Genomic DNA, 24,109 nt, shown 5'->3' with positions numbered 1-24,109 from the left:
AAGGACCAGGTACGCAGTCGGCAGACAAGGAAGCTCCTGTGAGCGACGTCCGTAACGTGATCATCATCGGTTCGGGGCCCTCGGGCTACACCGCCGCCCTCTACACCGCCCGCGCGTCGCTGAAGCCGCTGCTCTTCGAGGGTTCGGTCACCGCCGGCGGGGCACTGATGAACACCACCGAGGTGGAGAACTATCCCGGCTTCCGTGAGGGCATCCTGGGCCCGGACCTGATGGACCAGATGCGCGCCCAGGCCGAGCGTTTCGGAGCGGAGATGATCCCCGACGACGTCGTCTCCGTCGACCTGTCCGGTGAGATCAAGACGGTCACCGACTCGGTGGGCACCGTCCACCGCGCTCGGACGATCATCGTCAGCACCGGTTCACAGCACCGCAAGCTCGGGCTGCCGCGTGAGGACGAACTCTCCGGACGCGGCGTTTCCTACTGCGCCACCTGCGACGGCTTCTTCTTCCGCGAGCACGACATCGCCGTGATCGGCGGCGGCGACACCGCGATGGAGGAGGCCACCTTCCTCTCGCGCTTCGCCAAGTCCGTCACCGTCGTCCACCGCCGGGACACCCTGCGCGCCTCCAAGGCCATGCAGGAGCGCGCCTTCGCCGACCCGAAGATCTCCTTCGCCTGGAACAGCGAGGTGGCGGAGATCCACGAGCAGGACAACAAGCTCTCCGGGCTGACGCTGCGCGACACCCGCACCGGAGAGACCTCCCCGCTCCCGGTCACCGGCCTGTTCGTCGCCATCGGCCACGACCCGCGCACCGAACTCTTCCAGGGAATCCTCAACTTCGACGAAGAGGGCTACCTCGCCGTCGACTCCCCCTCCACCCGTACGAACATCCCGGGCGTCTTCGCCGCCGGCGATGTCGTCGACCACACCTACCGACAGGCCGTCACGGCGGCCGGGACGGGCTGTGCCGCCGCGCTGGACGCCGAGCGCTATCTCGCCGCCCTCACGGAGCCGACCGTTCCCGAAGAGGCTCTGCCCGAGCCCGAGAAGGTCGCAGTGGTCTGATCCAGAACGGCCCTCCAACCGCCACACCCGCAACCCGCAGAGAAAGAGGAGAAACCATCATGGCCGGTGCCACAGTGACCGCGACCGACGACACCTTCGACGAGGTCGTTCTCAAGAGCGACAAGCCCGTCCTGGTCGACTTCTGGGCGGCCTGGTGCGGCCCGTGCCGCCAGATCGCCCCGTCGCTGGAGGCCATCGCGGACGAGCACAGCGAGAAGCTCACCGTCGTCAAGCTGAACATCGACGAGAACCCGGGCATCGCTGCCAAGTACGGGATCATGTCCATCCCCACGATGAACGTCTACCAGGACGGCGAGGTCGTCAAGACGATCGTCGGGGCCAAGCCCAAGGCCGCCATCGAGCGCGACCTCTCCGACTACATCGCCTGAAGCAGAGCACGAGCGCCGCTGTTTCACGTGAAACGGGACCTGCCCTACGGGGTGGGTCCCGTTTCACGTGAAACAGCGGCGCCCTTGAGAGGCATCCCTCGGGAAGTTCCTCGGGAAGTTCCTCGGGCGGGTCTCTCACATCGGTCGGAGGGCGGGTTCCTTCTGCACCGCGCCCAGCAGTTGGTCCAGTGCCCGCTCCACATCGTGCTTCCACGACACCGTCGACCGCAGATCCAGCCGCAGCCGAGGGAAGGCGTGATGCGGGCGCACTGTCTTGAACCCCACCGCCAGCAGATGCTCCGCCGGCAGCATGCAGGCCGACCCCTGCCCACGCGCGTCCCCGAATGCCTCGATGGCCCTGAACCCACGCCGCAGCACGTCCTTCGCAACCGTCTGCACGATCACCCTCCCCAAGCCCTGACCCCGGTAGCCGGGCATCAGCCAGGCCGTCATCAGCTGCACGGCGTCAGGCGACACCGGACTGGTGGGGAACGTCGCGGAGCGCGGCACATACGCCGGAGGCGCATAGAGCACGAAGCCGACCGGCACGCTGTCGACCTGGACGACACGGCCACAGGAGCCCCACTCCAGCAGCACCGCGGAGATCCAGGCCTCCTTCTCGACACTCGGCTGCCCCGACCTGACCGCAGCCGCGCCACTAACCGGATCCAGCTCCCAGAAGACGCAGTCACGACAGCGCTTCGGCAGATCCGGCAGATTGTCCAGCGTGAGCGGAACGAGCTGACGCCCCATGGATACATCGTATCCATGGGGCGCCGCGACTCGCTGTGCCAGACCGGGACCGCTAGGCCCCGTCCTCACCCGCCTCCATATCGCCCGCCTCCATGTCACCCGAAGGCTCCTGAGCCTGCTGCTGCTCGAACACCCGGCCCTCACCAGGAGCCAGCTGCCCCAGAATCCGCTCCAGATCATCCATCGACGCGAACTCGACGACGATCTTCCCCTTCTTCTGCCCGAGATCCACCTTCACCCGGGTCTCGAAGCGGTCCGACAGCCGACCGGCCAGCTGATCCAGCGCGGGGGAGAGGCGCTTACCCGCCCGCGGTCCCTTCGACTTCGACGCCTTCTGGGGATTCGTGCCCAGCAGGGTCACGATCTCCTCCACGGCCCGCACCGACAGCCCCTCGGCCACGATGCGATGGGCCAACCGGTCCTGCTCCTCGCCGTCCTCGACCGACAACAGCGCCCGAGCATGCCCGGCCGAGAGCACCCCGGCCGCCACCCGGCGCAGCACCGACGGCGAAAGCCGCAGCAGTCGCAGCGTGTTGGACACCTGGGGCCGCGAGCGCCCGATCCGGTCGGCCAACTGATCATGCGTACAGTTGAAGTCCTTCAGAAGCTGGTCGTACGCCATCGCCTCTTCCAGCGGATTCAGCTGAGCCCGGTGCAGGTTCTCCAACAAGGCGTCCAGCAGCAGCTTGTCGTCGTCCGTCGCCCGGACGATCGCCGGAATCACCTCCAGCTCGGCCTCACGGCAGGCACGCCAACGCCGCTCTCCCATGATCAGCTCGAAGCGACCCGGCGCCAACTGCCGCACGACGACAGGCTGAAGCAGACCGACCTCCTTGATGGAGGCGACCAGCTCCGCGAGCGCGTCCTCATCGAACACCTCGCGCGGCTGCCGGGGGTTGGGAGTGATCGAATCCAGTGGCAGCTCCGCGAAGTACGCCCCCGGACTCTTCCCCTCGGCGCGGTCCGACGTCTCCGCGCCGTCCTCTGAACCCGCCGCCCGTTCCGGCTCCGCTGCGGAAGGCTCACGCACGGCCTCGGGCGACACCCCGGCATCGGGAAGGCCGGTGACCGCGGCCGCCGCGACCCCTCGCTCTTGAACCAGCAACGGGACCGCCGCGGGCGAGGTGGCACCCAGGCCCACCGCTGGTACGTTCTCCGCCTGGTCCGCCGGCTGCGGAGCCGCCGGAATCAGGGCACTGAGCCCCCGGCCCAGCCCTCTGCGTCGATCGCTCATTGGTTCCCCTCCGCCAGGCTGTGCCGCTGCCGCTGTTGCTGTTCCAGTTGTGCGCCCGGATCACGCAGGGCGATCTCCCTGGCCGCCTCCAGATAGGAGAGCGAGCCACTGGAGCCGGGATCGTAAGTCAAAACCGTCTGCCCATAGCTCGGAGCCTCCGAGATCCGGACCGAACGCGGGATATTGGTCCGCAGCACCTCGTTGCCGAAGTGGCTCCGCACCTCCTCGGCCACCTGGGATGCCAGCCGAGTCCGCCCGTCGTACATCGTCAAAAGGATCGTCGACACATGCAGATCGCGGTTGAGGTGCCCGCGCACGAGGTCCACATTCCTCAGCAGCTGCCCCAGACCCTCCAGCGCGTAGTACTCACACTGGATCGGGATGAGCACCTCGGCACCGGCGACAAGCGCGTTGACCGTCAGCAGCCCCAGCGAGGGCGGGCAGTCGATGAGCACGTAGTCCAGCGGCTGCTCATACGCCTCGATCGCCCGCTGCAGACGACTCTCCCTCGCCACCAGGGACACCAACTCGATCTCCGCACCGGCGAGATCGATCGTGGCGGGAGCACAGAACAGCCCCTCCACATCCGGCACCGGCTGCACGACCTCGGACAGCGGCTTGCTCTCCACCAGAACGTCGTAGATCGACGGCACATCGGAGTGGTGATCGATCCCCAATGCCGTGGAGGCATTGCCCTGCGGATCCAGATCCACCACCAGGACGCGGGCGCCATGCAACGCCAGCGACGCCGCGAGATTGACCGTCGTCGTGGTCTTGCCGACGCCGCCCTTCTGGTTGGCGACGACCATCACCCTGGTCCGCTCGGGCCGGGGAAGCCCCTCGCCGGCCCGGTTCATCGCCTCGATCACCTGCTGCGCCGCCCGCCCGACGGGTGGCGCGGACCCCTCACCCTCACGGACCGCAGCAGCAGGGGGAATCTCACCACCGAAGCCGTCCATGGGAAGTGGCGTTTCACGTGGAACTTCAGTGGACTCGGTACGGGGACCGGGGACCGGATCGGCCATCGCCCCCGCGATGTTGGCGTCGGACCGCAACGGTTCACTCTCCTCGGCAGGATCTTCCTGAAGCTCAAAGCCTGCCATGCTTTCGGGGTCGTGAACCAGCGAGCCCCGCTTACCTGTGGATGAATCGGCCTCGGATCGCGAATCTCGGGACCGGCGGCCATGTGGGGCGGCAGCCGCGGCACGGCCACGGCCGATGATTCCCTGCAGCAGAGAGCGTCGTTTCACGTGAAACACCATGACGCCGCGACCGGCACCGGTCGCGGCGACACTCCGCCGTGCGTACGCTAAGCGCTTTTATGGAGTAACGACCATGCGGTCAGCGCCCCCGGCGCCGCCTGGCGCGCTCCGCCTTGGCAGCCTTCACCCGCTTCGCCGCGAACCGGACACCACCGGGGCTCTCCCCGACCTCGGCACGCACGACCGTCGACAGGGGATCCACCACACCGGTACCGACCTGCACCACCGAGGTCTTCACCACCCCGAGCTTGTGCAACGCCGCGCGCGCACCCTTCAGCTCCTCCACGGCGGTGTCACCCTTGATCGCCAGCATCTCGCCGTACGGGCGCAGCAGTGGCACCCCCCAGCCGGCCAGCCGGTCCAGCGGCGCCACCGCACGGGCCGTCACCACCTGCACCGGCGGCAGCGTGCCCAGCACCTCCTCTGCCCGGCCCCGGACCACCGTCACGTGATCAAGGCCGAGCAGCTCCACGACCTCCTGCAGGAACATCGTCCGCCGCAGCAGCGGCTCCAGCAGCGTGATCGTCAGATCCGGCCGCGTCAGAGCCAGCGGAATCCCCGGCAGCCCGGCCCCGGACCCGACATCGCACACCGTCACGCCGTCCGGCACGACCTCCGAGAGCACCGCACAGTTCAGCAGGTGCCGCTCCCACAGCCGCGGCACCTCACGCGGCCCGATCAGGCCGCGCCGCACCCCCGTCTCCGCCAGCAACTCCCCGTAACGCACCGCGTCCGGAAGGGCCGCACCGAAGAACTCTCTTGCCACCTCCGGCGCGGGAGGAAGCTCCTGCCTCTCCTGCTGCGGCTGCTCACTCACGGCAGTACGACCACGCAGCGCTCCGGCTCCTCGCCTTCGGACTCGCTGCGCAGCCCCGCCGCCGCTACCGCGTCATGGACGACCTTGCGCTCGAAGGGGGTCATCGCACGGAGCTTCACCGGCTCACCCGCCTCCTTGGCCTCCTTGCACGCCTTGGTACCCAGCACCGTCAGCTCTTCGCGCTTCCGGGCCCGGAAACCGCCCACGTCCAGCATCAGCCGGCTGCGGTCACCGGTCTCACGGTGGACAGCCAGCCGGGTCAGCTCCTGGAGCGCCTCCAGCACCTCACCGTCCTGGCCGACGAGCTTCTGCAGATCGCGCCCGGAGCCGTCACTGATGATCGACACGGCGGCGCGGTCCGCCTCCACATCCATATCGATATCGCCGTCCAGGTCGGCGATATCGAGCAGTCCCTCGAGGTAGTCGGCAGCGATCTCCCCCTCCTGCTCCAGGCGGGAGAGGGTGTCAGTCTCTTCACCGGCGCCCTCGCCGACGCCTTCTTCGGTGCCCTCTGCGGCGGTCGTCTCCGTCACTGACGGACTCCTTCTTACTTCTTGGACTTCGCGGACTGCTGCTTCTTCTTGCTGCCCTGAGACTTCTTCTGCGGGGAGCCCGACTTCGCCGTGGAGTCCCCGGCCTTCTGCGTCGAGGTCTTCTGCGTCGAGGTCTTCTGGGGTGCAGACTTCTGCGCCGCCGTCTTCTGGCCCGCCGCGGTCTTCTTCGCCGCGGTCTTGTTCGCCGCGGTCTTCTTCGCGGCCGGCTTCTGCGGCTCCTTGGTCAGATCAGGCTTCTCAGCGGACTGAGCCGCCCCGGTCTGCCGCTGGGACTTGCTCTGCCGCTTGGGCTGAGTACGCCTGGCCCGAGCCTCCTCGACAGCCTGCTTCGCCTCGATCTCCGCGGGATCCTCGGTGATCTTGCCCTGCGCCCGCAGCTTCTCCTGACGCTGCTGGTACGCGACACTGCCGGGCGTCGGATTGCGCTTGATCACGAACATCTGCTGGCCGAGCGTCCACACGTTGGTGGTCAGCCAGTAGACCAGGACACCGACGGGGAAGTTGATGCCGAACACGGCGAACATGATCGGGAAGATGTACATCAGCATCTTCTGCTGCTGCATGAACGGCGTCTTGACCGTGAGGTCGACGTTCTTCGTCATCAGCTGACGCTGGGTGTAGAACTGCGATGCCGACATCAGCAGGATCATGATGACGGTGACGACGCGCACATCGGTGAGCGTGGCGTGCAGCGCCTCGACCTTGCTGGAGCTGTCCAGGAACTTCGCGGCGATCGGCGCACCGAAGACGTGCGCGTTACGGGCGCTGTCGACCTGCTCCGCGTCCAGCACACCGACGGGCTTGTTGCTGGCGATCTTGTTGAGCACCTGGAAGAGCGCGATGAAGAACGGCGACTGCGCCAGAATCGGCAGACAGCTGGAGAGCGGGTTGGTGCCCGTCTCCTTGTACAGCTTCATCATCTCTTCGGACTGACGCTGCTTGTCGCTCTTGTAGCGCTCCTGGATCGCCTTCATCCGTGGCTGAAGCGCCTGCATGTTCCGCGTCGACTTGATCTGCTTGACGAACAGCGGGATCAGGCAGATGCGGATCAGGACCACCAGCGAAACGATGGACAGACCCCAGGCCCAGCCGCTGTCCTCGTCGAGCACAAGGCTGTACAGCGAATGGAACTGGACGATGATCCAGGAGACAGCGGTATAGAGAGGACCGAGGATCGTGTCCACGAATCAGACTCCTTGGGCGTGGGACTGGGTCCGGTGCTGCTGCCAGCGGCTGCGGAGCCACTGATGCCACACCGGACGCTTCCGGGCGGGGACGTGATCGACGCCACCGGGCGACCACGGATTGCAGCGCAGGATGCGCCAGGCGGTGAGCACCGTGCCCTTCACCGCTCCATGCCGGTCAATAGCCCCGTACCCGTAGTGCGAACACGACGGGTAATACCTGCAGACCGGCCCCAGGAGCGGGCTGATGGTCCACTGATAGAGCTTGATCAACCAGAGCAGCGGGTATTTCACGGTGCCCTCCCCAGCAACCGCTGCAGCGCGGTGTCCAGGTCGCGGGCCAGCTCGTCGTGACCCGCCGCGCCCGCACCGGGCAGCGCCCGTACGACCACCAGGCTACTCGCAGGAAGTGAACCGAGCCGATCGCCCATGAGATGACGCAGACGCCGCTTCACCAGGTTGCGCACGACCGCGCCGCCAACGGCTTTGCTGACGACGAAACCCGCACGCGCGGGGGAAGCGATCTCCCCCGCCTCGTGCGGGTCCGTGCGACGGTAAAGATGGACGACCAGCAGCGGGCGGCCCGCCCTGCGTCCTCGTCGTACCGCGGTCGCGAAGTCCTCGCGCCGCCTCAGCCGGTGCTCGGTAGGCAGCACGTCATGGACCTGGGATCAAGCTGCTCAGGCCGACAGGCGCGAGCGGCCCTTGCTACGCCGGTTCGCCACGATCGCGCGACCGGCACGCGTACGCATGCGCAGGCGGAAACCGTGGGTCTTGGCGCGGCGGCGGTTGTTCGGCTGGAAGGTGCGCTTGCTCACTCGGGGGCTCCAGGAATACTTGAGTCTCATTGAGACGGGATGTGGGGTGTCAACTGGCTGTCACCGTGCGCCCACGAGTAGCTCGTTAACGCCCGAGTGTGCACCGCAGCATCATGCCCATCGGAGGCAGGCGGCAGCAGCCATCGACAACTCGACCTCGACACGGTACGCGCGGCCGCGTCATTCGGTCAAACCAGAGCACCCCGGACCAGCCCTTCGCCCCCGTCGTGCACAGGCTGTGGACAACGACTTGAATGGTGCAGGTCGGCCTGACTACCGTGGCCCAACTTCCCTATCTTCCCGACCGTCCCGAGGATCACACCTTCCCAGGGACTCAGTCGCCTCCCCGGAGCGTCGCCTCCTCGGAGCCAACGCCGTCCAGCGAGTGAGAGAGCGTGCCCCGTGGCCGACCTGCCTGCCGATCTAGCCGCAGTGTGGCCACGCGTCCTGGAGCAACTCCTCACCGAGGGCCAGGGCGTCGAGGCCAAGGACCAGCGGTGGCTCAAGGACTGCCAGCCCCTCGTCCTGGTATCCGGCACCGCCCTGCTCGGGGTGCCCAACGAATATGCGAAGGGCGTACTGGAGGGCCGGCTCGCTCCCCTGATCAGCGATGCGCTCAGCCGCGAGTGCCAGCAGTCGATCCGGCTCGCCGTCACCGTGACCGGCCCGGCACCCCCGGTTCCTCCGCAGGGTCCGCCGGCCGGGCAGCCCGGCATCGGTGCGCAGGCCGCACCGCAAGATCAGAACCAGGGGCAGAACCAGGGGCAGGGCCCCGGCTCGCCCGAGCGCTATGAGGCGCGCGAGCTGCCCAGCCCCCGCGCCGCCTACCCCGACTACCCGCAGGCCCCCCGCACCCAGCCGCCCCCGCAGCAGCACCAGCCCGGTGCGTGGCAGCAGCAGCCGCCCCCCGAGCCGTATCCGCATCAGCAGCAGCCACAGCAGTACCCACACCAGCAGCACCAGCAGTACGGGGCGCAGCACTACGACCCCCAGTCCCGCTACGGCCAGCCGCCCCCCCGGCAGCCCTCGTACGACCAGTACGAGCCACAGCACCAGCAGCGGCAGCCCCCTCGCTACGACGGCCCGGCCCAGCTCCCCGCGCAGTCCGGTGCCCCGGGCCCGCTCGCCGCACAGCCCGCCCCCGCGACCGGCCCCGGCGAGCCGACGGCACGGCTCAATCCGAAGTACCTCTTCGACACCTTCGTCATCGGCGCCTCCAACCGCTTCGCCCACGCCGCGGCCGTCGCCGTCGCCGAGGCACCGGCCAAGGCGTACAACCCGCTGTTCATCTACGGGGAGTCAGGGCTGGGCAAGACGCATCTGCTGCACGCGATCGGCCACTACGCCCGCAGCCTCTACCCGGGCACCCGGGTGCGCTACGTGAGCTCCGAGGAGTTCACCAACGAGTTCATCAACTCCATCCGCGACGGCAAGGCGGACGCGTTCCGCCGGCGCTACCGGGACATGGACATCCTGCTCGTCGACGACATCCAGTTCCTGGCGAGCAAGGAGTCCACGCAGGAGGAGTTCTTCCACACCTTCAACACCCTGCACAACGCGAACAAGCAGATCGTGCTCTCCTCCGACCGGCCGCCGAAGGCCCTGGTCACGCTGGAGGACCGGCTCCGCAACCGCTTCGAGTGGGGCCTCATCACGGACGTGCAGCCGCCCGAGCTGGAGACGCGCATCGCGATCCTGCGGAAGAAGGCAGTGCAGGAGCAGCTCAACGCTCCGCCCGAGGTGCTCGAGTTCATCGCGTCCCGGATCTCGCGCAACATCCGGGAACTGGAGGGGGCGCTCATCCGGGTCACCGCCTTCGCCAGCCTCAACCGCCAGCCCGTCGATCTCGGTCTCACCGAGATCGTGCTCAAGGACTTGATCCCCGGCGGTGAGGACGCGTCCCCGGAGATCACGGCGACCGACATCATGGCCGCCACCGCCGACTACTTCGGGCTCTCCATCGACGATCTGTGCGGCTCCTCGCGCAGCCGTGTCCTGGTGACGGCGCGGCAGATCGCGATGTACCTGTGCCGGGAGCTGACCGACCTGTCGCTGCCGAAGATCGGCGCCCAGTTCGGCGGCCGTGACCACACGACGGTGATGCACGCCGACCGCAAGATCCGCGCGCTGATGGCGGAGCGGCGATCCATCTACAACCAGGTCACCGAGCTCACCAACCGCATCAAGAACGGCTAGTACCGCTGCTGGCGCCCCCTGCTGGCTCCACGCCTCACGCACCGCACTGAGCCCCCGACCCGTGTCGGGGGCTCAGTGCGTGGGGCGATGGGCAGATCACTCTGTTCGATTCCCTGCCGCGAGGGGTGAGAACTCCACAGGAAACGGCTCGCACCGACGTCCACACCCTGGGGACCGCCGAGTTGTCCCGAAAGCCTCCACAGGCAGCCGCTTCGGAGGATGATCGTCCGAGGTCGGAGGGCTGTGGATCTGTGGGTTAAAGATCTCCACAGCCTGTGGACGAGTCGACGGCGCCGGGAGCGACAGTCGAGTTGTCCACCGCCTGCCCACAGCAAAAGGTGGGTTGTCCCCAGCTTCTCCACACCCTTGTCCACTGTTCGGCAACGCAACGCGCCGCCTCACCGGTCCGAGTGAATCAGGTCACACCGACCCCCACCGGAGCCCTGTTGAGAAGTCGCAGATTCCTGTGGGCGGACCTGTGGGGAAGTAGGGCTGGCCTGTGTACCGGGTGTGCAGAACTTTTCGCCGTCCACAGGAGGCCCGCTTCCGTCCACCGCTCCGCCCACAGGCCCGGTGGACAAAATCTGGGGTCTGACCTGGAGAAACACAGTTATCCCCCGTTTCCACAAGCCCTACTACTACGACTACATAGAGAGAGCCCGGGATTCATTTGGAAGTGGGTGCTGTGCACAAGTCGGCTTGCGGTGGTCCTACCCCGCTCGCAGCGACTTGACCCGCGTGGGCCCTGGCTGTCAGTGGTGTGCGTCAGACTGGTCCCGGCAAACAGGCCAGCAGCAACAGCAGGAGGCGGCTGAAGGTGAAGATCCGGGTAGAGCGCGATGTACTCGCGGAGGCGGTGGCGTGGACTGCCAAGAGCCTCCCCGCTCGTCCACCGGTGCCGGTCCTGGCAGGACTGCTGCTGAAGGCCGAGGAGGGGGCACTGAGCCTGTCGGGCTTCGACTACGAGGTCTCTTCGAGGGTCTCGGTCGAGGCCGAGGTCGAGGAGAACGGCACGGTGCTGGTCTCCGGCCGCCTGCTGGCCGACATCTGCCGCTCGCTGCCGAACCGCCCCGTCGAGATCTCCACCGACGGTGTGCGGGTCACGGTGGTCTGCGGCTCCTCGCGGTTCACCCTCCACACCCTGCCGGTGGAGGAGTATCCGGCGCTGCCGGAGATGCCGACCGCCACCGGCTCCGTCCCGGCCGAGGTCTTCGCCTCCGCCGTCGCGCAGGTCGCCATCGCCGCCGGGCGGGACGACACGCTGCCGGTGCTCACCGGTGTCCGGATCGAGATCGAGGGCGACACCGTCACGCTGGCGTCCACCGACCGCTACCGCTTCGCGGTGCGCGAGTTCCTGTGGAAGCCGGAGACGCCGGACACCTCGGCGGTCGCCCTGGTCCCCGCCAAGACGCTGCTGGACACGGCGAAGTCGCTGAGCGGCGGTGACAGCGTGTCGCTGGCGCTGTCCGGCTCCGGCTCCGGCGAGGGCCTCATCGGCTTCGAGGGCTCCGGCAGGCGTACGACGACGCGGCTGCTGGAGGGCGACCTGCCCAAGTACCGCACGCTCTTCCCGACGGAGTTCAACTCGGTCGCGGTGATCGAGACGGCGCCGTTCGTCGAGGCCGTGAAGCGCGTCGCGCTGGTCGCCGAGCGGAACACCCCGGTGCGGCTGAGCTTCGAGCAGGGCGTGCTGACGCTCGAGGCGGGCTCCAGCGACGACGCACAGGCTGTGGAGCGGGTCGACTCCGACCTCGAGGGCGACGACGTCTCGATCGCCTTCAACCCGGGCTTCCTGCTCGAAGGGCTGAGCGCGATCGACTCCCCGGTGGCCCAGCTGTCCTTCACCACCTCGACCAAGCCCGCGCTGCTCAGTGGCAGGCCCGCGAAGGACGCCGAGGCGGACGACGCGTACAAGTACCTGATCATGCCGGTGCGGCTGAGCGGCTGAGCGCGTGCTGCGCGGGGTCCGCAGTGCACAGCTGAGCGGGATGAGCCCACAGGTGTGCACGAGGGCACGGGCGTAGGCTCGTACGCGTATACGGACAGCCAGCAACACCGAAAGAAGGCACACAGATGGAGCTCGGACTCGTCGGCCTGGGCAAGATGGGCGGGAACATGCGCGAGCGCATCCGCCGTGCCGGCCACACCGTCGTCGGTTACGACCGCGACCCGGGCCTCACTGATGTGCCCAGCCTCGCTGAACTGGTGGGCAGGCTGAAGGGCCCGCGGGTGGTGTGGGTGATGGTCCCCGCCGGTGCCGCGACTCAGTCGACCGTCGACGAGCTGTCCGAGCTGCTTTCGCCGGGCGACGTCCTGGTGGACGGCGGGAACTCCCGCTGGACGGAGGACGAGAAGCACGCGGGGGAGCTGGCCGAGAAGGGCATCGGCTTCGTCGACTGCGGTGTCTCCGGTGGCGTCTGGGGCCTCGCGAACGGCTACGCCCTGATGTACGGCGGTGACGCCGAGCATGTCGCCCGGGTGCAGCCGGTCTTCGACGCGCTGAAGCCGGAGGGCGAGTTCGGCGCCGTGCACGCGGGCAAGGTCGGTGCGGGCCACTTCGCGAAGATGGTCCACAACGGCATCGAGTACGCGATGATGCAGGCCTTCGCCGAGGGCTGGGAGCTGCTGGAGGCGGCGGACGCGGTCACCGACGTGCGGGAGGTCTTCCGCTCCTGGCAGGAGGGCACGGTCATCCGTTCCTGGCTGCTGGATCTGGCGGTCAACGCGCTGGACGACGACGAGCACCTGGAGGCGCTGCGCGGTTTCGCGTCCGACTCGGGTGAGGGCCGTTGGACGGTGGAGGCGGCGATCGACAACGCGGTGCCGCTGCCCGCGATCACGGCGTCGCTGTTCGCGCGGTTCGCCTCGCGCCAGGAGGATTCGCCGCAGATGAAGATGATCGCCGCGCTGCGGAACCAGTTCGGTGGTCATGCGGTGCAGAGCACCAAGTAGCAGGCGAAAGCTGTTCAGGGAGGTCAGCGCGCAACCGTGCATGTCACGCATCTGTCGCTCGCCGACTTCCGCTCGTACGCCCGGGTCGAGGTCGCACTCGAGCCGGGCGTCACGACTTTCGTCGGGCCGAACGGCCAGGGCAAGACGAATCTGGTCGAGGCGGTCGGCTATCTGGCCACGCTCGGCAGCCACCGGGTCTCCTCGGACGCGCCGCTGGTGCGCATGGGTGCCGAGCGTGCTGTGTTGCGGGCCGCGGTGCGGCAGGGGGAGCGGCAGCAGCTGGTCGAGTTGGAGCTGAACCCGGGGCGGGCGAACCGCGCGCGGATCAACCGTTCGTCGCAGGTGCGGCCCCGGGATGTGCTGGGGATCGTGCGTACGGTGCTGTTCGCGCCGGAGGATCTGAGCCTGGTGAAGGGCGACCCGGGCGAGCGGCGGCGTTTTCTGGACGAGCTGATGACGGCGCGGGTGCCGCGGATGGCCGGGGTGCGTGCGGATTACGACCGGGTGCTCAAGCAGCGGAACACGCTTTTGAAGTCGGCGGCGATGGCGCGCCGGCACGGCGGCCGCGGGGGCGATCTGGCGACGCTGGACGTGTGGGACGAGCATCTGGCGCGGGCGGGTGCGGAGTTGCTGGCCCAGCGGCTGGATCTGATCGCCGTGTTGCGGCCGTTGGCGGACAAGGCTTATGAGCAGCTGGCGCCCGGTGGCGGCCCGGTGGGCCTGGAGTACCGCTCCCCGGTGGACGCGGGTGCGCGGGAGGAGCTGTTCGGGCAGCTGCGGGAGGCGTTGGGGGAGGCCCGGCAGCGGGAGATCGAGCGTGGGGTCACGCTGGTGGGGCCGCATCGGGACGATCTGGTGCTGAACCTGGGTGAGTTGCCCGCGAAGGGTTACGCGAGTCACGGGGAGTCGTGGTCGTTCGCGCTGGCGTTGCGGCTGGCGTCCTATGACCTGCTCAAGAGTGAGGGCAGTGAGCCGGTTCTGGTGCTTGACGATGTCTTCGCGGAGCTGGATGTACGGCGCCGCGCGCGGCTGGCGGAGCTGGTGGCGCCCGGCGAGCAGGTGCTGGTGACGGCGGCGGTGGCGGAGGATGTGCCCGCGGCGCTCGCGGGTGCGCGCTTCTCGGTGGCCGAGGGTGAGGTGTCGCGGGTATGAGTGACCCGCTGCCGGAGCAGCCCGGTCTCCCGGAGCAGCAGTCCGGGTCGTCCGCGGAGCGGGCTGCGGTGCCGGAGGCGACGGGCGTGGACCTTGCCCGGGTGGCGCTGCGTGCGGCGAAGGAGCGTGCGCGTGAGCGCGGTGCGGCGGTGCAGCAGCGCAAGCAGGCGCGCCGCGGTGGTCTGCGTTCGGGGGCTGGGCGGGACGGCCGGGATCCGCTGTCGCTGGGTGCGGCGGTCGGCCGGCTGATCACGGAGCGGGGCTGGGAGGCGCCGGCGGCGGTCGGCGGGGTGATGGGCCGGTGGCCGGAGCTGGTGGGTGCGGAGGTGGCGCAGCACTGTGCGCCGTTGCGGTACGACGAGGAGGAGCGCAGTCTGCTGGTGCGCTGTGACTCGACGGCGTGGGCCACGCAACTGCGGTTGCTGGCGCCGCGGTTGGTGGCGCGGCTGAACAGTGAGCTGGGGCAGGGGACGGTCCGGATGATCAAGGTGCGCGGTCCGGAGGCTCCGGCGAGATCCGGTCCGCTGCGCGCTCCGGGGAGCAAGGGGCCGGGGGACACGTACGGCTGAGCGGGTCGGTGCTCGCTCTCCGCGCCCCGCTCGTGCCTCCGTTCGCACGCTCGTGCCTCCGTCGCATCGGTGTGTGCATGCCGCCGCTTGCACGTGAGGGTGAGGGAACACACACAGGTGCGGACCGTTGACAACCCGAAGCGCTGAGTGGCGCTGTGAGCCGCTGGGGCCCCCGGTCCGCATATGGGGAGTCGCCGGATGGCACCCCAGGGCGGCACGTGAGGACTCAGGTACCGGCAAAGCCCCATTCATGGCCGCGCCACCGGTACACTGGATCCTAAGCCGCCCCGTTGCGGAACATGTCGAACGACGCAGCCGCTCCGTTATGTCCCGGAGACGGCCTGTGCTGTGCCAGAAAGGGCGCTTCGTGGCCGATTCCGGCGACCCAAACCAGAGCAATACGTCCGATGACGGTCTCCAGGACGGGGCAGCGCAGGTGGCCCCGCCGGTGCCGCCACAGGTTCCCGTCCCCGCTCCCGCTCCGGAGGTCGTGCCGGTGCCGGGCGCGCCGTCCTATGACGCCAGCGACATCACCGTTCTCGAGGGTCTGGACGCGGTCCGGAAGCGGCCCGGCATGTACATCGGGTCCACCGGTGAGCGTGGGCTGCACCACCTTGTGTACGAGGTGGTCGACAACTCCGTGGACGAGGCGCTCGCGGGCCATGCCGACTTCATCGATGTGACGCTGCTGGCCGACGGCGGTGTCCGGGTCGTCGACAACGGGCGCGGCATCCCGGTCGGCATCGTGGCGTCGGAGAAGAAGCCGGCCCTCGAGGTCGTGATGACGGTGCTGCACGCGGGCGGCAAGTTCGGCGGCGGCGGTTACGCGGTCTCCGGCGGTCTGCACGGTGTGGGTGTGTCCGTCGTGAACGCGCTGTCGCAGCGGGTCGCGGTGGAGGTCAAGACGGACGGTTTCCGCTGGACGCAGGAGTACAAGCTGGGCACGCCCACGGCGCCGCTGGAGAAGAACGAGCCGACGGATGAGACGGGCACGACGGTCACGTTCTGGGCCGATCCCGACATCTTCGAGACGACGGACTACTCGTTCGAGACGTTGTCGCGGCGGCTGCAGGAGATGGCGTTCCTGAACAGGGGCCTGACCATCGCCCTGCGGGACGAGCGCGCGGAGCATGTGGACGAGGACGGCAACCAGAACGCCGTCCGCTACCACTACGAGGGCGGGATCTCGGACTTCGTCCGCTATCTCAACTCGCGCAAGGGCGAGCTGGTCCACCCCACGGTCATCGACTTCGAGGCCGAGGACAAGGAGCGGATGCTCTCGCTCGAGATCGCGATGCAGTGGAACACCCAGTACAGCGAGGGTGTGTACTCCTTCGCGAACACGATCCACACCCATGAGGGCGGCACGCACGAGGAGGGCTTCCGTGCGGCGTTGACCGGGTTGATCAACCGGTACGCGCGGGAGAAGAAGCTGCTGCGGGAGAAGGACGACAACCTGACGGGTGAGGACGTCCGCGAGGGTCTGACGGCGATCATCTCGGTGAAGCTGGGTGAGCCGCAGTTCGAGGGCCAGACGAAGACGAAGCTGGGCAACACCGAGGCGAAGACGTACGTGCAGCGGATCGTGCACGAGCAGCTGACGGACTGGCTGGACCGGCATCCGAACGAGGCGGCGGACATCATCCGCAAGGGTGTCCAGGCGGCGACGGCGCGGGTGGCGGCGCGTAAGGCGCGGGACCTGACCCGGCGCAAGGGGCTGCTGGAGACGGCGTCGCTGCCGGGCAAGCTCTCGGACTGCCAGTCGAACGACCCTTCGAAGTGCGAGATCTTCATCGTCGAGGGCGACTCGGCGGGCGGCTCGGCGAAGTCGGGGCGCAATCCGCAGTACCAGGCGATTCTGCCGATCCGCGGAAAGATCCTGAACGTCGAGAAGGCGCGCATCGACAAGGTGCTCCAGAACGCCGAGGTGCAGGCGCTGATCTCGGCCTTCGGCACGGGCATCCACGAGGACTTCGACAGCGAGAAGCTCCGCTATCACAAGATCATTCTGATGGCGGACGCCGATGTCGACGGTCAGCACATCAACACGCTGCTGCTGACGCTGCTGTTCCGCTTCATGCGCCCGCTGGTCGAGCAGGGGCGGGTGTATCTGTCGCAGCCGCCGCTCTACAAGGTCAAGTGGGGCCGGGACGAGCACCAGTACGCGTACTCCGACCGGGAGCGCGACAGCCTGATCCAGCTCGGCCGTGAGCAGGGCAAGCGAATCCGGGACGACGCGATCCAGCGCTTCAAGGGCCTGGGTGAGATGAACGCCGAGGAGCTGCGGATCACCACGATGGACAGCGACCACCGGGTGCTGCGCCAGGTGACGCTGGACGACGCGGCCGCCGCCGACGACCTGTTCTCGATCCTGATGGGCGAGGACGTCGAGGCACGCAGGTCGTTCATCCAGCGCAATGCCAAGGACGTCCGCTTCCTCGACATCTGAGTCGGCTTCCCCCGCCGCACCACAGACAAGGACTTGAACCAGCGATGGCCGACGAGAACACCCCTGAGACTCCCCCGAAGAACCCCGAAGAGGGCAGCACCGTCCTGCCGCTGCGCGTCAGCGTGGAGCCGGTGAGCCTTGAGTCGGAGATGCAGCGCTCGTATCTCGACTACGCGATGAGCGTGATCGTCTCGCGTGCGCTGCCCGACGTCCGCGACGGGCTGAAGCCGGTGCACCGCCGGGTGCTGTACGCGATGTACGACGGCGGCTACCGGCCCGAGAAGGGCTTCTACAAGTGTGCCCGCGTCGTCGGTGACGTGATGGGTACCTACCACCCCCACGGCGACTCCTCCATCTACGACGCGCTGGTGCGTCTCGCCCAGCACTGGTCGATGCGGATGCCGCTCGTCGACTCGAACGGCAACTTCGGTTCGCCGGGCAACGACCCGGCGGCGGCCATGCGGTACACCGAGTGCAAGATGCACTCGCTGTCCATGGAGATGCTGCGGGAGATCGACGAAGAAACCGTCGACATGCAGGACAACTACGACGGCCGTAACCAGGAGCCGACGGTCCTGCCCGCCCGTTTCCCGAACCTGCTGATCAACGGCTCGGCCGGGATCGCGGTCGGCATGGCGACGAACATCCCGCCGCACAACCTGCGCGAGGTCGCCTCCGGTGCCCAGTGGTATCTGGACCATCCGGAGGCGAGCAGCGAGGAGCTGCTGGAGGCCCTGATCGAGCGGATCAAGGGCCCGGACTTCCCGTCCGGTGCGCTGGTCGTCGGCCGGCGGGGCATCGAGGAGGCGTACCGCACCGGCCGCGGGTCGATCACGATGCGCGCGGTCGTCGAGGTCGAGGAGATCCAGGGCCGTCAGTGCCTGGTGGTCACCGAGCTGCCGTACCAGGTGAACCCGGACAACCTCGCGCTGAAGATCGCGGATCTGGTGAAGGAGGGCCGGGTCGGCGGCATCGCCGACGTACGGGACGAGACCTCCTCGCGCACGGGCCAGCGGCTGGTGATCGTCCTGAAGCGGGACGCGGTCGCCAAGGTGGTGCTGAACAACCTCTACAAGCACACCGACCTGCAGACCAACTTCGGCGCGAACATGCTGGCGCTGGTCGAGGGCGTGCCCAGGACGCTGTCGCTGGACGCCTTCATCCGGCACTGGGTGGCGCACCAGGTCGACGTGATCGTGCGCCGCACCAGGTACCGGCTGCGCAAGGCGGAGGAGCGTGCGCACATCCTGCGCGGGCTGCTCAAGGCGCTGAACGCGATCGAAGAGGTCATCGCGCTGATCCGCCGCAGCCAGACGGTCGACGAGGCGCGCGGCGGCCTGATGGAGCTGCTGCGGATCGACGAGATCCAGGCGAACGCGATCCTGGAGATGCAGCTGCGGCGGCTCGCCGCGCTGGAGCACCAGAAGATCACCGCCGAGCACGACGAGCTGCAGCGGAAGATCAACGAGTACAACGCCATCCTGGCGTCGCCGGAGCGGCAGCGGCAGATCATCGGTGAGGAGCTCACGGCGATCGTCGACAAGTTCGGCGACGACCGGCGCTCCAAGCTGGTGCCCTTCGAGGGCGACATGTCCATCGAGGACCTGATCGCCGAGGAGGACATCGTCGTCACGATCACCCGTGGCGGTTATGTGAAGCGCACCAGGGCGGTCGACTACCGGGAGCAGAAGCGCGGCGGGAAGGGGGTGCGGGGCGCGAAGCTGAAGGAGGACGACATCGTGGACCACTTCTTCGTCTCGACGACCCACCACTGGCTGCTGTTCTTCACGAACAAGGGCCGGGTCTACCGGGCCAAGGCGTACGAGCTGCCGGACGCCGGCCGGGACGCGCGCGGCCAGCATGTGGCGAACCTGCTGGCGTTCCAGCCCGATGAGCAGATCGCCGAGATCCTGGCGATCCGGGACTACGAGGCGGTGCCGTACCTGGTGCTGGCCACCAAGTCGGGTCTGGTGAAGAAGACGCCGCTCAAGGATTACGACTCGCCGCGCTCGGGCGGGGTCATCGCCATCAATCTGCGTGAGATGGACGACGGCCGTGACGATGAGCTGATCGGTGCCGAGCCGGTCTCCTCAGAGGACGACCTGCTGCTGGTGAGCAAGAAGGCGCAGTCGATCCGCTTCACCGCGACGGATGACGCGCTGCGGCCGATGGGGCGAGCCACATCGGGTGTCAAGGGGATGAGTTTCCGGGAAGGCGACGAACTCCTCTCGATGAATGTCGTCCGGGCCGGTACGTTCGTCTTCACCGCCACCGATGGCGGTTACGCGAAGCGGACGCCGGTCGACGACTACCGCGTCCAGGGTCGGGGCGGCCTCGGTATCAAGGCCGCCAAGATCGTGGAGGACCGTGGTGAGCTGGTCGGCGCGCTGGTGGTGGAGGAGTCGGACGAGATTCTCGCCATCACGCTGAGCGGCGGTGTGATCCGTACGCGGGTCAACGGGGTCAGGGAGACGGGCCGTGACACGATGGGTGTTCAACTGATCAACCTGGGCAAGCGGGACGCCGTGGTCGGCGTCGCGCGTAATGCCGAGGCGGGTCGCGAGGCCGAGGAAGTCGAAGCCGCGGTGGAGGCCGCGGTGGAGGGTTCCGAGGCGGGCGGCCGTCCCGGTGCTCCGGTTGATGAGTCTGCGGCCCAGGAGTCTCCGGTCGATGAGTCTCCGGCCACGTCGAGCGACGAGGAGTAAGGCGTGAGTGGTGCCCAGCCCCAGCAGCGGGCGCAGCCACAGCCTCAGGCGCAGTCACCATCGCAGCCGAAGGGGCAGGAGGCCCCTCCGGGGCCGCCTCAGCCGCACCATCCGCCACGGGCCTATCCGGCCCCGCAGCCCGGTGCCGGCGGTTCCGGCGCCCAGCCCCCGCCCCAGCAGGGCGGGACGCTGGGCGGGAACGCCACGGTCGGCGGTGCGGGCGGCGCTTTGGGCGCGGCGGCGGACACGGGCGGAGATGCCGGGGCGGCGGCGCGCCGCCGCCCGCGCACCGGCGCCCGTACGGTGCCGCGGACGCGTATGGCGCGGTTGCGTGTGGCGAAGACCGACCCCTGGTCGGTGATGAAGGTCAGCTTTCTGTTGTCCATCGCGCTGGGCGTGTGCACCGTCGTGGCGGTCTCGGTGCTGTGGATGGTGATGGACTCCATGGGGGTCTTCTCCGCCGTGGGCGAGACCATCAGCGAGGCCACCTCCTCGGACGAGGGCGGCGGGTTCGACCTGGAGGCGTTCCTGTCGCTGCCGAGGGTGGTGCTGTTCACCTCCGTCGTGGCGCTGATCGATGTGGTGCTGGCGACCGCGCTGGCAACACTGGGCGCCTTCATCTACAACCTCTCCGCCGGCTTCGTGGGCGGCGTGGAAGTGACCCTGGCCGAGGACGAGTGACAGCGTCGGGCGCGGGCGGCTGAGCTGCCCGCCGGTGGTGCGCGGCCAAGGCTGCGACCGGGTCCTGGAATCGGCGCGGAATCCGATTTTGGGACCCGGCCCCATGTGCGCTAATCTTTCCGTGCAGCGCGGGGCTATAGCTCAGATGGTTAGAGCGCATCCCTGATAAGGATGAGGCCAGAGGTTCAAGTCCTCTTAGCCCCACCAGCGTGCGAAGGCCCCCAGGCGAGCAGCCTGGGGGCCTTTGACATCCATGGGTGACATCAGCCACCCGAGGGATCACCTTTCAGCAGGTCGGCCAGCAGCGTCGCCGCATCCCGCTGATCTTCGTCCACTACGTGCGTGTAGATGTCCATGGTCATGCTGATCTGGCTGTGGCGGAGGATGGCCTGAGCCACCTTCGGATGCACCTTCAGAAAGGCCAGCACGGTCCCGCAGGTGTGCCAGGTGAGCCGGACCGTGACAGGCCGGACCTTGGCCCGCTTGACGAGCGCCTCGATGATGCGGCAGAAGCCCACCGGATCGATCATGCCGCGGTACTCGGAGGAGAAGCTCAGGTCATGGGTCCGGCTCCTGCAACCAGTGCTCACCGGCAATCTTCCGCCCACATGTGGATAGGAGCCGGAAGCCATGAGTCAAACACCGCATGAAACGGCCGGCGGTCAAGGCAATGCCTCCGGCAGGGGATCGACCGACACCGGGAGAGAGGGGGGAGCCGTCGCCGACTGCGGGCCTGGAGTGGCGTTGAGCTGGGAAAGTGGCGGCGTGACGAGAATGTGATGCAAGTCACCACTGAGGCATTATATATGCAAAAGATGACAAAAGGTTCACTGTTCCCTGTGGATCAACTTGTGGACGGACGTCCTGAGTGTGAGGAATGCCCTGATCAAGCCTGTGGATCCACATGTAGTGGTCCTGTGGACAACACCCCCCACATGTGGTGATCGCAGGGGTTTGCGGAGAGTGAGGGCAAGTGGTTCACTGTTGCTGCTCAAAGTGAGCAGGCCCCTACACGGGGTCGACACAGAGTGTGCCCATCCCGAGTCAGGGGCCTGATGCGTTGGCTGCGCTTTCGGACCCTACCTCTGCCGGCTCGGAAGCCCAAGAGGGGCCGGGGTGGGTGCTCTCGATTATGAGGAACGATGACCAGACCGAAGACGTACCACGTCACGCAGCGTCCGGACGGAAAGTGGCAGGCCAGGGCGGAGGGGGCTGCGCACGCCTCAGCCGTGACGGACACCCAGGCCGCTGCCGATAGGCGCGCTGCTGAGATCTCCCGCAATAGCGGTGGTGGCGAGGTCATTCGCCATGGCCGCGACGGTAGTATCAAGGACAAGCGCACCATCGCCCCCGGCAACGACCCGCATCCTCCGAAGGGCTGACTGCCATGGCCCACTTCTGGATCAACAGGGATATCCGGGGGACGCATGAGCGTCACGTGGAAGCGCAGATGTACACCGTCGAGGGCGACTACGTCCACTTCCTTGACAGCACCAAGCAGAAGGTGATGAGCGTCCGCAAGGAGACGGCCTTCCTCATCGAGCGCAGCGACGTCTGATCCCGCCAGGCCTCCTGTGCCCCGCTCCAGTGGGACACAGGAGGCCGCGGCCATGATGTGCTCCTCTTTTAAGCCTGGGGGCCTTTGGTGTCCATGGGTGGCATCAGCCACCCGAGGGATCACCTTTTAGCAGGTCGGCCAGCAGCGTCGCCGCATCCCGCTGATCTTCGTCCACTACGTGTGTGTAGATGTCCATGGTCATGCTGATCTGGCTGTGGCGGAGGATGGCCTGAGCCACCTTCGGATGCACCTTCAGAAAGGCCAGCAGGGTCCCGCAGGTGTGCCGGGCCAGCCGGACCGTGACAGGGCGGACCTTGGCCCGCTTGACGAGCGCCTCGAAGCTCCGGGAGAAGCCGCGCGGCTCGATCATCCCCCCGTTCCGTTCTGAGAAGACCAGATCCTCGTCTTCCTTCTGGTGCCAGTCGGCGCCTGCGATGTGCCGCTCCAGTCCTTGCAGGTACCGCCGTTCTTCGAGGGCATCCGCGCAGAACTTCGGCATCGGCAGCGCAGCCTGTGACGAGTCCGTCTTGAGGGCCTTGAGGACGAGCCCGTCATCCTCGCGCTGCACCTGCTTGACCGGGGTGAACTGGTCGTTGTCGAAATCGATGTCCTGCCAGCGCAGTCCCAGGACCTCACTGCGCCGCAGGCCGAGGACGAGCACGAGGACACACGCGGCGTACAGCCGGTGCGCCCGTGCCGTACGCAGGAAGGTGATCGCCTCCTTTGCTGTCCACGGCTTGCGCTCCTGCTTGCTGACCTTTGGCATGTCGACCAGTTCAGCGACGTTCCGCGTGATGATCTCCTCCCGCCGGGCACGGTTCAGGGCGTTGCGTAGCACTCGCAGGACCTCGAACCGCGTCGCGGCGGGCACTCCCTCGCGGTTGAGCGCTGCCATGAAGGTCCGCAGCTGAGCGGGGGTGAGCCGGATGAGCGGCTTCTTGCCGAGGTGAGGGACGAGGTAGAGCCTGATCTTGGACTCGTATTTCAGATAGGTGTTGTGCTCCCGGTTCGGCTTGATGATCTGCTCAAGCCAGTAGCTCAGCCACTCGCCGACCTTCCAGGACCGTGACGGAACGGGCACCCCGTTACGCTCCTGATCTTGCAGCTTGCTCAGCTTCTCGGCGGTCTCGTCGTACGTCGAGCCGTACACGAACTTCCGCACCCGATGCCCGTCCGTGTCTGTGACGTACGCGGCCCCCTGATAGCGGCCGTCCTTGCGCTTCGTGACAGTGCCCCCACCGTTGGGGCGACGCTTGGCCATCAGGCTGCCTCTTCGAGACGTGTGAGCAGGTAGGCACGCAGGCCCTCGACCGGGACCCGGCGACTGCGGCCGATGGTCAGGGAGGGGAGACGCTGCGTTCGGATGAGGTCGTAGACCGTGGAGCGGCCGACCTTGAGCCGCTGCATGACTTCCGGCACGGTGAGCAGTTCCTCGGTTGCGGTGGTCACTGTTCGGCTCCTTCCTGTGCGCGGAGGTCGTGCAGGGCTTCGCGGGCGGTCTCGCGGGTGGTGTGGATGTCGGCGACGAGGACGGTGTCCGGGCCGGGAAGGCGACGGACCTCCGCCGCAGAAACCGCAGAAACCGCAGAATGGCGCGCGTTTCTGCTGTGACCTGCGGCGTTGGGGTGATGCGACTCGCTGCCGCAGAATGCGCCGGAAGTGCCGCACAAATCAGCTGCGGCAGAGCGGCCGTGGTGGGGCGGGCGGGCCGCACCGCGTTTCTGCGGCTGTTTCGCGGATTTGTGCGGCGGACGGGCTGCGCCAGTCCGGGAGGCGTTCCGCTGCTGGTCGGTCTGGGTGGTCCCAGA

At 67.7% G+C, this 24,109-nt stretch carries 23 protein-coding genes and 1 tRNA gene; 12 read left to right on the top strand and 12 right to left on the bottom strand.

From position 1 onward, the window contains the following. Positions 1-38: 38 nt before the first annotated feature. Complete coding sequence (trxB, locus tag LHJ74_RS04660) at positions 39-1,028, top strand: thioredoxin-disulfide reductase (protein ID WP_260216212.1); 990 nt, start codon at positions 39-41, stop codon at positions 1,026-1,028. Positions 1,029-1,087: 59 nt separating this feature from the next. Further along, positions 1,088-1,417, top strand: a complete 330-nt coding sequence (gene trxA, locus LHJ74_RS04655) for a thioredoxin (protein ID WP_260216211.1) — start codon at positions 1,088-1,090, stop codon at positions 1,415-1,417. Positions 1,418-1,552: 135 nt separating this feature from the next. On the opposite strand, the gene LHJ74_RS04650 is transcribed toward trxA, so the two are convergent. The 9 genes from LHJ74_RS04650 to rpmH all read right to left on the bottom strand — a co-directional run bounded on the left by LHJ74_RS04650 (position 1,553) and on the right by rpmH (position 8,039). Continuing rightward, the gene (locus LHJ74_RS04650) at positions 1,553-2,170 is read right to left on the bottom strand and encodes a GNAT family N-acetyltransferase (protein ID WP_260216210.1); all 618 of its coding nucleotides are present in this window, start codon (positions 2,168-2,170) and stop codon (positions 1,553-1,555) included. A gap of 52 nt (positions 2,171-2,222) precedes the next feature. Further along, entirely contained in the window at positions 2,223-3,404 is a 1,182-nt protein-coding gene (locus LHJ74_RS04645) for a ParB/RepB/Spo0J family partition protein (RefSeq protein ID WP_260216209.1), read from the bottom strand. Next, complete coding sequence (locus LHJ74_RS04640; protein WP_260216551.1) at positions 3,401-4,507, bottom strand: ParA family protein; 1,107 nt, start codon at positions 4,505-4,507, stop codon at positions 3,401-3,403. Before LHJ74_RS04640 ends, LHJ74_RS04645 begins: the two co-directional genes overlap by 4 nt. A 238-nt stretch (positions 4,508-4,745) precedes the next feature. After that, positions 4,746-5,483, bottom strand: a complete 738-nt coding sequence (rsmG, locus tag LHJ74_RS04635; protein ID WP_260216208.1) for a 16S rRNA (guanine(527)-N(7))-methyltransferase RsmG — start codon at positions 5,481-5,483, stop codon at positions 4,746-4,748. Then, entirely contained in the window at positions 5,480-6,016 is a 537-nt protein-coding gene (locus LHJ74_RS04630; protein WP_375546658.1) for a Jag family protein, read from the bottom strand. Before LHJ74_RS04630 ends, rsmG begins: the two co-directional genes overlap by 4 nt. Before the next feature lie 14 nt (positions 6,017-6,030). After that, complete coding sequence (yidC, locus tag LHJ74_RS04625; protein ID WP_260216207.1) at positions 6,031-7,221, bottom strand: membrane protein insertase YidC; 1,191 nt, start codon at positions 7,219-7,221, stop codon at positions 6,031-6,033. A 3-nt stretch (positions 7,222-7,224) separates the two neighbouring features. Further along, positions 7,225-7,515, bottom strand: a complete 291-nt coding sequence (gene yidD, locus LHJ74_RS04620) for a membrane protein insertion efficiency factor YidD (RefSeq protein WP_260216206.1) — start codon at positions 7,513-7,515, stop codon at positions 7,225-7,227. Further along, entirely contained in the window at positions 7,512-7,877 is a 366-nt protein-coding gene (gene rnpA / locus LHJ74_RS04615; protein ID WP_260216205.1) for a ribonuclease P protein component, read from the bottom strand. Before rnpA ends, yidD begins: the two co-directional genes overlap by 4 nt. Before the next feature lie 24 nt (positions 7,878-7,901). After that, positions 7,902-8,039 carry a 50S ribosomal protein L34 gene (gene rpmH, locus LHJ74_RS04610; RefSeq protein ID WP_027748981.1) on the bottom strand — a complete coding sequence of 46 codons (138 nt, stop codon included), beginning with the start codon at positions 8,037-8,039 and terminating at the stop codon, positions 7,902-7,904. Between the two features lie 402 nt (positions 8,040-8,441). Between rpmH and dnaA the strand changes: the two genes are divergently transcribed. The 9 genes from dnaA to LHJ74_RS04565 all read left to right on the top strand — a co-directional run bounded on the left by dnaA (position 8,442) and on the right by LHJ74_RS04565 (position 20,950). After that, positions 8,442-10,235, top strand: a complete 1,794-nt coding sequence (dnaA, locus tag LHJ74_RS04605; RefSeq protein WP_311203256.1) for a chromosomal replication initiator protein DnaA — start codon at positions 8,442-8,444, stop codon at positions 10,233-10,235. 817 nt (positions 10,236-11,052) lie between these two features. After that, positions 11,053-12,183, top strand: a complete 1,131-nt coding sequence (gene dnaN / locus LHJ74_RS04600; protein WP_260216204.1) for a DNA polymerase III subunit beta — start codon at positions 11,053-11,055, stop codon at positions 12,181-12,183. A gap of 125 nt (positions 12,184-12,308) precedes the next feature. Next, positions 12,309-13,187, top strand: coding sequence for a phosphogluconate dehydrogenase (NAD(+)-dependent, decarboxylating) (gene gnd / locus LHJ74_RS04595; RefSeq protein WP_260216203.1), 879 nt, complete (start codon positions 12,309-12,311; stop codon positions 13,185-13,187). Between the two features lie 36 nt (positions 13,188-13,223). Further along, complete coding sequence (recF, locus tag LHJ74_RS04590) at positions 13,224-14,339, top strand: DNA replication/repair protein RecF (protein ID WP_260216202.1); 1,116 nt, start codon at positions 13,224-13,226, stop codon at positions 14,337-14,339. After that, positions 14,336-14,908: a DciA family protein gene (locus LHJ74_RS04585; RefSeq protein WP_260216201.1), complete on the top strand. Its 573-nt coding sequence runs from the start codon at positions 14,336-14,338 to the stop codon at positions 14,906-14,908. The genes recF and LHJ74_RS04585 overlap by 4 nt, the downstream gene beginning before the upstream one ends. Before the next feature lie 343 nt (positions 14,909-15,251). Continuing rightward, a complete protein-coding gene (gene gyrB, locus LHJ74_RS04580) occupies positions 15,252-17,357 on the top strand; it encodes a DNA topoisomerase (ATP-hydrolyzing) subunit B (protein WP_260216200.1) in 2,106 nt (701 codons plus the stop codon). A 44-nt stretch (positions 17,358-17,401) separates the two neighbouring features. Beyond that, positions 17,402-20,062, top strand: coding sequence for a DNA gyrase subunit A (gene gyrA / locus LHJ74_RS04575; RefSeq protein ID WP_260216199.1), 2,661 nt, complete (start codon positions 17,402-17,404; stop codon positions 20,060-20,062). A gap of 3 nt (positions 20,063-20,065) precedes the next feature. Next, positions 20,066-20,743, top strand: a complete 678-nt coding sequence (locus tag LHJ74_RS04570) for a DUF3566 domain-containing protein (RefSeq protein WP_260216198.1) — start codon at positions 20,066-20,068, stop codon at positions 20,741-20,743. A 130-nt stretch (positions 20,744-20,873) separates the two neighbouring features. Then, positions 20,874-20,950 (top strand) — tRNA-Ile (locus LHJ74_RS04565). A 56-nt stretch (positions 20,951-21,006) separates the two neighbouring features. Here the strand turns inward: LHJ74_RS04565 and LHJ74_RS04560 are convergent. Continuing rightward, positions 21,007-21,273, bottom strand: a complete 267-nt coding sequence (locus tag LHJ74_RS04560) for a site-specific integrase (RefSeq protein WP_260216197.1) — start codon at positions 21,271-21,273, stop codon at positions 21,007-21,009. A gap of 612 nt (positions 21,274-21,885) precedes the next feature. On the opposite strand from LHJ74_RS04560, the gene LHJ74_RS04555 reads away from it, so the two are divergent. Beyond that, the gene (locus LHJ74_RS04555) at positions 21,886-22,125 is read left to right on the top strand and encodes a DUF2188 domain-containing protein (RefSeq protein WP_260216196.1); all 240 of its coding nucleotides are present in this window, start codon (positions 21,886-21,888) and stop codon (positions 22,123-22,125) included. A 279-nt stretch (positions 22,126-22,404) separates the two neighbouring features. Here LHJ74_RS04555 and LHJ74_RS04550 read toward each other — a convergent pair whose 3' ends face one another. Next, a complete protein-coding gene (locus tag LHJ74_RS04550; RefSeq protein ID WP_260216195.1) occupies positions 22,405-23,562 on the bottom strand; it encodes a tyrosine-type recombinase/integrase in 1,158 nt (385 codons plus the stop codon). After that, the gene (locus tag LHJ74_RS04545; protein WP_260216194.1) at positions 23,562-23,750 is read right to left on the bottom strand and encodes a helix-turn-helix domain-containing protein; all 189 of its coding nucleotides are present in this window, start codon (positions 23,748-23,750) and stop codon (positions 23,562-23,564) included. Before LHJ74_RS04545 ends, LHJ74_RS04550 begins: the two co-directional genes overlap by 1 nt. Positions 23,751-24,109 lie beyond the last annotated feature (359 nt).

The sequence above is a fragment of the Streptomyces gossypii genome, assembly GCF_025165795.1.
Lineage (GTDB): Bacteria > Actinomycetota > Actinomycetes > Streptomycetales > Streptomycetaceae > Streptomyces > Streptomyces gossypii.
This window is presented reverse-complemented; position numbering and strand designations above follow the sequence as displayed.

What these genes read in the sequence shown, in the direction of transcription:
- trxA (WP_260216211.1), top strand. Translation starts at nt 1,088, where the DNA reads ATGGCCGGTGCCACAGTGACCGCGACCGACGACACCTTCGACGAGGTC.
- LHJ74_RS04650 (WP_260216210.1), bottom strand. Translation starts at nt 2,170, where the DNA reads ATGGGGCGTCAGCTCGTTCCGCTCACGCTGGACAATCTGCCGGATCTG.
- LHJ74_RS04645 (WP_260216209.1), bottom strand. Translation starts at nt 3,404, where the DNA reads ATGAGCGATCGACGCAGAGGGCTGGGCCGGGGGCTCAGTGCCCTGATT.
- LHJ74_RS04640 (WP_260216551.1), bottom strand. Translation starts at nt 4,507, where the DNA reads ATGGCAGGCTTTGAGCTTCAGGAAGATCCTGCCGAGGAGAGTGAACCG.
- gnd (WP_260216203.1), top strand. Translation starts at nt 12,309, where the DNA reads ATGGAGCTCGGACTCGTCGGCCTGGGCAAGATGGGCGGGAACATGCGC.
- LHJ74_RS04585 (WP_260216201.1), top strand. Translation starts at nt 14,336, where the DNA reads ATGAGTGACCCGCTGCCGGAGCAGCCCGGTCTCCCGGAGCAGCAGTCC.
- gyrA (WP_260216199.1), top strand. Translation starts at nt 17,402, where the DNA reads ATGGCCGACGAGAACACCCCTGAGACTCCCCCGAAGAACCCCGAAGAG.
- LHJ74_RS04560 (WP_260216197.1), bottom strand. Translation starts at nt 21,273, where the DNA reads ATGATCGATCCGGTGGGCTTCTGCCGCATCATCGAGGCGCTCGTCAAG.
- LHJ74_RS04555 (WP_260216196.1), top strand. Translation starts at nt 21,886, where the DNA reads ATGACCAGACCGAAGACGTACCACGTCACGCAGCGTCCGGACGGAAAG.
- LHJ74_RS04550 (WP_260216195.1), bottom strand. Translation starts at nt 23,562, where the DNA reads ATGGCCAAGCGTCGCCCCAACGGTGGGGGCACTGTCACGAAGCGCAAG.